The sequence below is a fragment of the Nostoc sp. genome, from assembly GCF_036917975.1.
Classification (GTDB): Bacteria; Cyanobacteriota; Cyanobacteriia; order Cyanobacteriales; family Nostocaceae; genus Nostoc.
In genome coordinates, this window is the sequence record NZ_JBALEJ010000020.1 from 17,677 (window position 1) to 27,433 (window position 9,757).

Below are 9,757 nucleotides of genomic sequence, written 5' to 3' on the forward strand. Positions count from 1 at the left end.
CAATCGGCACACAGTTCCCAACTTCTACTTAGTTACAAAACTTAGACTTAATCTCAGACAAACTGGAGTATGCATTTTTAAGACTGGAGACATTTAAGATACAGGTTCTACATACTTCTTAATAAACCCGCCTTGAGAACGCAAAACGTTCTAATCTAAAAGCTAACTGGGTTAATTAACTGGTAGTTTTGCAGGCAATACTCTCAAGCTCATAAAGCATAGACACACCAATGTGTCAAGCCTCAAAACAATCCAGACTTAACATATAAACGCTTATGATGGGAGTTTTACAAATCCGATGAGTGTTAAGGCGAGTGGTGGAAGCTCGGTTGCGCGTCCGCAACTATATCAAACCCTAACTGTAGCCACAATTATCCAAGCAGAGCAGCAAGACCGCTTCTTGGGAAATGGTGAATTAAATGAACTGGCAAGCTATTTTGCATCTGGTGCAAAGCGTCTAGAAATTTCCCAGACGCTAACGGACAATGCCGAGATTATCGTATCTCGGGCTGCCAACCGGATTTTTGTTGGTGGTTCGCCAATGGCTTTTTTAGAAAAGCCCAGAGAAGCAGAACTAGTAACTGCTGGTGGTGGTAAAGATGTTAGAGAAGACCTCAGACTAGGAACCGTAACCTACGTTGAAAGTCGTGGTGGGTTCCTAGAAAATTTACGCTCAATCTTCAACTCATCCCCCAGCGGCCCGACACCCGCAGGTTTCAGACCAATTAACATTGCTCGTTATGGCCCAAGCAACATGGCCAAGAGCTTGCGGGATTTATCCTGGTTCTTGCGCTACGCTACTTATGCGATCGTTGCTGGCGACCCCAACATCATAGCGGTGAATACACGGGGTTTGCGGGAAATCATTGAAAATGCCTGCTCTGGTGAAGCAACGCTAGTAGCTTTGCAAGAAATCAAAGCTGGGTCACTTTCATTTTTCCGCAATGATGCTGAGGCTACAGAAATTGTGTCTCAGTACATGGATGTTTTGTTAACAGAATTCAAAGCAGCCACACCTTCAAATAAAGTGCGCCAACGCCCCTCTGGCGACCAGCAAGGGTTGCAACTGCCGCAAATTTACTTTAATGCCGCAGAACGTCGTCCCAAGTTTGTCTTGAAGACTGGGTTATCAGCCACCGAAAAAAATGAAGTAATCAAGGCCGCATATCGGCAAATCTTTGAGCGCGACATTACCCGTGCTTATAGCTTATCCATATCTGACCTAGAATCCAAAGTGAAAAATGGCGACATCTCTGTGAAAGAGTTTGTCCGTCGTTTAGCTAAATCTCCCCTTTACCAAAAACAGTTTTACCAGCCTTTTATTAACAGCCGAGTCATCGAACTAGCTTTCCGTCACATTCTAGGACGGGGGCCAAGTAGCCGCGAAGAAGTACAAAAATACTTCTCGATTATTTCTAAGGGTGGTCTACCAGCTTTAGTAGATGCCTTAGTAGATTCTGCTGAATACAGCGACTATTTTGGTGAAGAAACAGTACCCTACCTGCGGGGTCTGGGTCAAGAAGCCCAAGAATGTCGCAACTGGGGGCCGCAGCAAGACCTGTTTAACTACAGTGCGCCTTTCCGCAAGATACCTCAGTTCATTACCACATTTGCGGCTTACGAGCAACCGTTACCAGATCAACATCCCTACGGTTCTGGTAATGACCCCTTGGAAATTCAGTTTGGGGCGATTTTCCCGAAAGAAACTCGCAACCCCAGCACCAATCCGGCTCCTTTTGGCAAGGATACCAAACGCATCCTAATTCACCAAGGGGCAGGGATTAATAACCAAAATAGTAATCCCAGGGCGCGGGGTGAAGCTCCTGGTACTCTTGGGCCCAAGGTATTCAAGTTAGATCAACTGCCTGGTACTAGAGGTAAAAAGGCTGCCAAAAATTCTAGTGTCAGATTCTCCGAAAGCTCCACGCAAGCATTGATTAAAGCTGCTTACCTGCAAGTTTTCGGTCGCGATCTTTACGAAGGTCAGCGACCGAAGGTATTGGAAATCAAACTGGAAAACGGCGACATCTCGGTGCGAGAGTTTATCCGTGGTTTGGCTAAGTCAGATGTGTTCCGCAATCTGTACTGGTCATCACTGTATGTTTGTAAAGCGATCGAGTATATTCACCGCCGCTTGTTGGGTCGTCCGACTTATGGCCGTCAAGAAATCAACAAGTACTTTGATATTGCTTCAAAACAGGGCTTTTACGCGGTGGTTGATGCCATTATTAACAGCGTAGAATACAGCGAAGCCTTTGGTGAAGATACAATTCCTTACGAACGGTATCTGACTCCTGGCGGTGTATCCGGGCGACAATTACGCGTTGGTAGCATTCGTGATGATATTGCCGCGAAAGTCCAGAAGGAAGTAACACCGAGCTTTGTGACACTGGGTACTGTAACAGAAAATCGGTCAGAACCAGATATTCAGTTCCGTATTAACCAAGGCGTCAGCAAGCAACGGGAACAAACCAAAATCTTCAAGCTTGTGGCTAATACCAGTGACAAAGTTGCAGTCAAAACTTTGATTAGCGCTGCGTATCGTCAGATTTTTGAGCGGGATATTGCACCCTACATCGCCAAAAACGAATTTACAGCGTGGGAAAGCAAGCTGGGGAATGGCGAAATTAGTGTGAAGGAATTTATTGAAGGTTTGGGTTATTCTAACCTCTACCTGAAAGAGTTCTACACACCTTACCCCAACACCAAAGTGATTGAGCTGGGAACCAAACACTTCTTGGGACGTGCGCCACTAGACCAAGCAGAAATCCGCAAATATAACCAGATTTTGGCTACTCAAGGTATTCGTGCCTTTATTGGTGCTTTGGTAGATAGTGTGGAATATAACCAGGTGTTTGGTGAAGATACAGTGCCTTACCGTCGCTTCCCGACCTTACCTGCGGCAAACTTCCCCAATACAGAGAAGTTGTACAACCAGCTTACCAAGCAAAACGATGACGTGGTTGTACCAAGCTTTAAACCAGTACAAGCCCGTGTCGGAGCTAGTAACGATACACCGCTAGTGCTACAGGCGATCGCAGATATCGCAGCACAAACAAATGGTAAGCCATCCTTTACAGAACTGGGTCGTTCCTACAACGATGCTAGCGGACAATCAGTGGAACCCGGTGTGCGTAAACATGCACGCATTTACCGTCTAACCGAAAACACCAACCAAGCCGAAAAACAACAGGCAATTAACGCCATTTATCGGCAAGTTTTGGATGTATTTAGCGGTGAAGTGCCTGATAATTTCCGCCGTACTGACTTAGATACCAAACTCCAGAATGGTGAAATTTCCGTCCGCGAGTTTGTGCGTGAACTAGCCAGTTCCCAAATCTATCGCCAGCGCTTCTTGTCACCTTATCCTCATGCCAAGGTCATTGAGTTCCTCTTCCGTCATCTGTTGGGGCGTACACCCGCAACTCAGGAAGAAATTAGCCAGTACAACAAGCTACTAACCGATAGTGGCTTGTCCACTGCTGTAGAAGCCATAGTCGAAAGTCCAGAATATAGCCGCTATTTCGGTGAAGATGTTGTGCCTTACAACCGCTTCCCATCTCTGCCAGCAGGTAACTACCTCGGCAGTGTAGGGGTTGAATAGGGAATAGGGAGTAGGGAGTAGGGAGTAGGGAGTAGGGAGTAGGGAGTAGGGAGTAGGGAGTAGGGAGTAGGGAGTAGGGAGTAGGGAGTAGGGAATAGATTATTTCCCATCCCCCATCCCCAATCCCCAGTCCCCAATCCCCAGTCCCCAATCCCCAATCCCCAGTCCATTCGTAACCTTTCGTAATACCGCTCTCAGATTGCTGCTAAAACAGTAAATTCTGAAAAGCAATATTACAAAGTATTAAGAGCAGTCATAAATGCTCAACAGAATGCCGGAAAATGTTTTGCGGAAGGTAACTGAGTTTAAAAGCTAGTTGACTTATGTTGACTCAAGCAAACTCGTAATTTATTAGCCGTAGCAGTTGTAAAACGGTTGTGTCTAAAAGAACGAAAAAACAAACTCAGTAAACCAAATCTAAAGTCGCACCAGTTTAATCAAATCCTGGTTTCATTCGTACTGGAGGAATCCATTAATGAGTATTGTCACGAAAGCTATCGTGAATGCTGATGCAGAAGCCCGCTACCTCAGCCCTGGTGAGTTAGATCGGATCAAGTCCTTTGTTGCAAGTGGTGAGCGCCGTGTGCGGATTGCTCAAATTTTGACAGAAAATCGCGAACGTCTTGTTAAGCAAGCTGGCGATCAACTGTTCCAAAAGCGTCCTGATGTTGTGTCTCCTGGTGGTAACGCTTACGGTCAAGAATTGACTGCTACCTGTCTGCGTGACCTAGATTATTACCTCCGCCTCATTACCTACGGTATTGTTGCTGGTGATGTTACCCCCATCGAAGAAATTGGTGTTATCGGTGCCCGTGAACTTTACAAGTCCTTGGGAACTCCTATCGATGGTGTTGCTGAAGGTATCCGTGGGCTGAAGAATGGAGCTTCTACATTGCTCTCTGGTGATGACGCTAGTGAAGCTGGTGGCTACTTCGACTACCTAGTTGGCGCCCTTCTAGGATAAGTTGAAGCTGTTTACCTACTTAAACAGAAGTATTGCAATACGGTTGGAAATAAGGAATTAACAACATGGCTCAAGACGCAATTACCGCTGTCATTAACTCCGCAGACGTTCAAGGTAAATACTTAGATACCGCTGCTTTAGAGAAGCTGAAAGTTTACTTCTCCACTGGCGAACTGCGGGTACGTGCTGCTAGCACCATCAGCGCTAATGCTGCTGCGATCGTTAAAGAAGCTGTAGCAAAATCTTTGCTATACTCTGATATCACTCGTCCCGGCGGCAACATGTACACCACCCGCCGCTATGCCGCCTGCATTCGTGATTTGGACTATTACCTGCGCTACGCTACCTACGCTTTGTTGGCTGGAGATCCTTCCATCCTAGATGAGCGTGTGCTAAACGGCTTGAAGGAAACCTATAATTCCTTGGGCGTTCCCGTTGGTGCTACCGTGCAAGCTATCCAAGCAATCAAGGAAGTAGCTGCTAGCTTGGTAGGTTCTGACGCTGGTAAAGAAGTCGGTGTTTACTTAGACTATATCTCTTCTGGCTTAAGCTAAGAGCTAGTTTGCGCTTAAGAATTTAGGTGCGGCTTTATTAAGGTCTGGAAATCAACCGTGAGTGCTAGAACGTTAGATTGCTTATCTTGGTAAATTATCCGTGATGAGTGTTGGTGGTCTAGTATTGATGTTTGATTTCCAGCCTTGGAATGATTAAAAGATTTGCACTCAAGATTTTGAGATAAAAAAAGTTTTCACAAAATATACAGGAGATTTTCCAAACATGGCCCGTTTCTTTAAAATTACTGCTCTAGTTCCTAGCCAAACCCGAATTCGTACCCAACGCGAACTGCAAAATACTTACTTTACTAAGCTAGTTCCTTATGAAAACTGGTTCCGCGAACAGCAACGTATTCAAAAAGCAGGCGGCACAATTATCAAGGTGGAACTGGCAACTGGTAAGCAAGGTGCTAATACTGGCTTATCGTAATTCTGTAAATAGAACATTATTTTAGGGAATTGGTAAGAGGTCGAGAAAGACCTCTTTTTTGTTGAGAATTGATACTACAAAAAACCTGGTAATTAAGTAATATAGAAACAAGGTAATCTTAATCAAGCTTGTTAACCTTTTTAAAGTACTTCTTCCACTCAGCATCTAAAGCAGCTTCATACTGAGAACCTAGTTCTTGTCCACTTCCGTACCTAACAAGATTGACTCCCTGCATACTTGGTAATTTTAGTAGATAGCTATCTTCTAAAGGATTATTAAGACTCACAACCTCATCTAGCCTTATTGATACAGTAGGGCAGTTCCCAAAAAAATGTTGAGTATAGGCATCAGAATAATTATGATATTGAGGAAGTGGAAGTTCATTCAAACGGTGTTCAGCAGTTTCAGTTTTGATTACTTCTCCTACCGCAATGAAACCACGTTTCCCCTTTCCAGTTTTTTTCAAGTAGGCTTTATCTCCAACATCAATTGACTTTACCTGACCTGCACTCCAGGTGATATAATACTTCGGTTTATTTTTGATATCATCAAGTGCTTCTTCAATATAGCTAGGAATATTAACATCAATATCTGGATTTGCTAAAAAAATACGTGTTGGCATGATTATGCTGCACCTAGATTAGTACAAGGGTTATCAATTTCTATGAAAAGTATATAATTAGCTTTTATAATACATATATCTTTTGTATACTTCCGTATATGTACTCTATTTCAGATAAATACTTTTAGAATACTTTCATTCAATTTTCGAGCGAGCGAGCGATCGCTCTGAAACTATAACAATCTAAATCTTGAGTATAAAATACTACTTTTAAGTTGCGGAGTAGCGATCGCAATTTGTCATAAATATTGAACTAGTGGCGTATTGAAGTTGACAACTCTAAGATTTATGGTTGTAAAGCCTACTTATGAGTTATAAGTTATGATTTATGAGTTTTATTTTTAACTCCTAATTTCTAACTTTTTACCTGTACTGATCGTGAATCTACGCCGCCTGATTCCAATTTTTGATAGTTCAGTCTCTAACTGGGCCTTAGAAGCGCGGTTGTTGCGCTGGTTGACGTTGATTTGGCTGTTCGTCGGCTTGGTCATGCTATTTTCAGCATCCTATGCCGTCGCTGACGCCCGTCAGAATGATGGGTTGTACTACTTTAAGCGTCAACTGCTTTGGGTTTTTGTTTCCTTAATTGGATTCAATATTATTGTTAATTCGCCGTTGCAAAAAATTTTGGGACTATCCCATTGGTTTTTGTTGCTGTTTTTGGCGTTAATTTTCGTGACACTGATCCCAGGATTAGGAAGAAAAGCTTTTGATGCAGCGCGTTGGATTGCGATCGGGCCAATTCCGATTCAACCTTCAGAATTAATTAAACCATTTTTGGTGTTGCAAAGTGCGCGGCTTTTTGGTCAGTGGGAACGAATTAGTTGGCGGGTTCGCTTGGCTTGGTTAGGTGTTTTCGGTCTGGTACTTTTAGGAATTCTTGCCCAGCCTAACTTGAGTACAACGGCACTTTGCGGTATGACGATTTGGCTAATTGCTCTTGCAGCTGGCTTACCTTACAAATATCTGGGAGGAACAGCAGTTGGTGGAGTGATATTAGCAGTACTCAGTATTAGTATTAAAGAGTATCAGCGTAAGCGGGTGATGTCATTCCTGAATCCTTGGGCGGATGCTACAGGAGATGGCTACCAGTTAGTGCAAAGTCTACTAGCTGTGGGTTCTGGTAGAACTTGGGGAGCCGGATATGGGCTTTCTCAACAAAAGCTGTTTTATTTACCAATTCAAGATACTGATTTTATTTTTGCGGTGTTCGCTGAAGAGTTTGGCTTTGTTGGCAGTATGGTGTTGTTAGTACTTTTAGCTACATTCGCCACTCTCGGATTAATTGTGGCGCTGAAGGCTAAAAATATAGTACATAGATTAGTTGCGATCGGTGTGACAATTTTGATGGTAGGACAATCATTGCTTCATATCGGTGTTGCTACAGGTTCTCTACCAACTACTGGTTTACCTTTGCCCATGTTCAGTTATGGTGGTAATTCTATGATTGCTAGCTTAATAGCTGCTGGGTTGCTGATTCGGGTAGCACGGGAGAGTAGTGAAGCTGAGGTAGTACCGTTGCGAAAACCTCTGGTTGAAAATGGGCAAAGACGTAGAGCTTTTCATAAAAATAGGAATTGAACATCAAGAAGTAGAACCGCAACATTTTACAATTTCTTTATTTTTGAATTTTGAATTTTGAATTGTTAAACTAGGGAACTCCAAGAAATAAATTATCCAATATTGTGGGGTGGACAACATGAGCGCCATCTCAACTGGACGGGCGAGACGCCGACCCCACAAGAGTTAATTGAATATTTTTTTATTTGGAAGTCCCCTATTCCTCGAAAGCACTTAATCGGAAAACTGTTTGGCATTGAGGATATAACAATGCGATGTGCGACTTATTCTTGAAACCCCACTTCCATTCCTCTCCCCGAAAGGTCGATAGGCTTTGATTCTTGCTCCCCAACGCTAGTAGGGAATGGGTTGGGGGTTAGGTCTGAGAGAAAGTCGCACACGGCGTTATAACAAGAATTTTTAAAGCGCGTTGAGCAGGATCGAGTCTTAACCCAAGCTTATTAATGAATAAGCTTGTGTAAATTTTAGTTGCTTGATATTGACAAAAAATACTGTTGAAGTAATAAAATATCTCTGGATAAAACAGGAGTCAGAATTCAGAATTCAGAATTCAGAATTGGTGAATACTCTACCCATAAAGGGATAGAGTTTTAAGGCGAGAATATTTTAATTTTTTTTCGCCCACCAGGGGCGAAAGCGCGTAGCGGGACGTTCGCGGTAGCGTCTCGTAGAGAAGTACGGTTTTAACGAATATTCATTACCCACTCGTACAGAATTCAGTATGAATTCTGACCGGAGCTTCGGAATCTCCGGCTCCGCTCCTGAGTTCTGAATTCTTCTTATAAATTGGCATAAATATTTTTCATTTGGAATCAGGCAAAAGCGTTAATGGAAGAAAGTTTTCCACTGGTTGATATTTCTTCAAATAACCACTTTTACAGGAATAAAAAATGAATACAATCGTGCGTAAAATATATGATACTAATCTGACTGACTCGTGGGCAAGCAAGCTTAGAAAGAAGCGTTTTTCTTTGTTCACATCTATATTAGATTCAATGCCTTCTCCTATAAAAATACTCGATGTTGGAGGAACAATAAGCTTTTGGGAGAATTTAGGTTTTTTGAATGAAGAAGTTAAAGATGTAGAAATTACTCTACTAAATGTAAAATTTATCGAAGTAAGTTCAACACATCCAAAGATTAAGCAAGTTGTTGGCAATGCTACAAACATGGCAAACTTTCAATCTAATGAGTTTGATATAGTTTATTCAAACTCAGTGATTGAACATGTAGGCGATTATGAACAACAGCGCCAAATGGCCACTGAAGTAATGCGAGTGGGAAAAAAATATTTTGTTCAAACACCTAATCTTTTTTTTCCGATTGAACCCCACTTTGTTTTTCCTTTATTTCAATTTATGCCTATAAATATTCGGGTATGGCTACTAACCAATTTTGCTCTTGGATGGTATGACAAGGTGGCTGATAAACAGCTGGCTAGAAGTATAGCCACTTCAATTAAGCTACTGAATAAGAGAAAATTCCTGAATCTGTTTCCCGAAGCACAACTTTACAAAGAAAAGTTTTTCGGTTTAACTAAATCTTTCACAGTCTATGGAGAATCTCTGTAAGAGGATATTTTAAAAAACCAATAAGTAGGTAGGCACAAATAAACCTAACTATGTAACAAGATGTAAAAAGCTTAAAACCCTTGCGATTGCTTCTCTACGAGACGCTACGCGAACACTTCGCTGTGCTCCGTACCCTACAGGAACGCCAAGGGCGAACGCAATTACATAGTTATAAATTTTCCCGCCTACCTACTTACGCTTGGGTTAAGAATTAAGAGTAGGTTGAGTTGAGCAATAGCGAAACCCAACCTACACCAGTTTTAGTTTTTAGGCTTAACTGAATGTATTGCGCTATAAACTATATGCGTTGCTTGTAGTTTGGTACAGTCGAAGGCCGGTAGTCGGGTAAGGTTTGAGCGTCACCGCTCTCCCCTCCCCTAAGAACCGTGCATAAGACTTTCGCACTTACACGGCTCAAGCCTTACTTCAAG

The 9,757-nt window shown here is 42.6% G+C and carries 6 protein-coding genes and 1 pseudogene; 6 read left to right on the top strand and 1 reads right to left on the bottom strand.

Annotated features, from left to right (window positions below; all coding sequences use genetic code 11):
• Window positions 1-298: 298 nt before the first annotated feature.
• The 4 genes and pseudogenes from V7K76_RS06790 to V7K76_RS06805 form a co-directional block, all read left to right on the top strand.
• Window positions 299-3,592 (top strand): annotated as a pseudogene (locus V7K76_RS06790) (phycobilisome rod-core linker polypeptide); the annotation flags it as partial.
• A 487-nt stretch (window positions 3,593-4,079) separates the two neighbouring features.
• Window positions 4,080-4,568 carry an allophycocyanin subunit alpha gene (gene apcA, locus V7K76_RS06795; protein WP_292849765.1) on the top strand — a complete coding sequence of 163 codons (489 nt, stop codon included), beginning with the start codon at window positions 4,080-4,082 and terminating at the stop codon, window positions 4,566-4,568.
• A gap of 65 nt (window positions 4,569-4,633) precedes the next feature.
• A complete protein-coding gene (gene apcB, locus V7K76_RS06800) occupies window positions 4,634-5,122 on the top strand; it encodes an allophycocyanin subunit beta (RefSeq protein WP_334774721.1) in 489 nt (162 codons plus the stop codon).
• Window positions 5,123-5,345: 223 nt separating this feature from the next.
• Window positions 5,346-5,552 (top strand): phycobilisome linker polypeptide, encoded by a 207-nt coding sequence (locus V7K76_RS06805; protein WP_179064020.1) that lies wholly within the window; start codon window positions 5,346-5,348, stop codon window positions 5,550-5,552.
• A gap of 118 nt (window positions 5,553-5,670) precedes the next feature.
• Here V7K76_RS06805 and V7K76_RS06810 read toward each other — a convergent pair whose 3' ends face one another.
• Complete coding sequence (locus V7K76_RS06810) at window positions 5,671-6,174, bottom strand: hypothetical protein (protein WP_334774722.1); 504 nt, start codon at window positions 6,172-6,174, stop codon at window positions 5,671-5,673.
• A 378-nt stretch (window positions 6,175-6,552) separates the two neighbouring features.
• Between V7K76_RS06810 and V7K76_RS06815 the strand changes: the two genes are divergently transcribed.
• Both V7K76_RS06815 and V7K76_RS06820 read left to right on the top strand, forming a co-directional pair.
• A complete protein-coding gene (locus tag V7K76_RS06815; protein ID WP_334774723.1) occupies window positions 6,553-7,755 on the top strand; it encodes an FtsW/RodA/SpoVE family cell cycle protein in 1,203 nt (400 codons plus the stop codon).
• An 890-nt stretch (window positions 7,756-8,645) separates the two neighbouring features.
• Window positions 8,646-9,326 (top strand): class I SAM-dependent methyltransferase, encoded by a 681-nt coding sequence (locus V7K76_RS06820; RefSeq protein ID WP_334774724.1) that lies wholly within the window; start codon window positions 8,646-8,648, stop codon window positions 9,324-9,326.
• Window positions 9,327-9,757 lie beyond the last annotated feature (431 nt).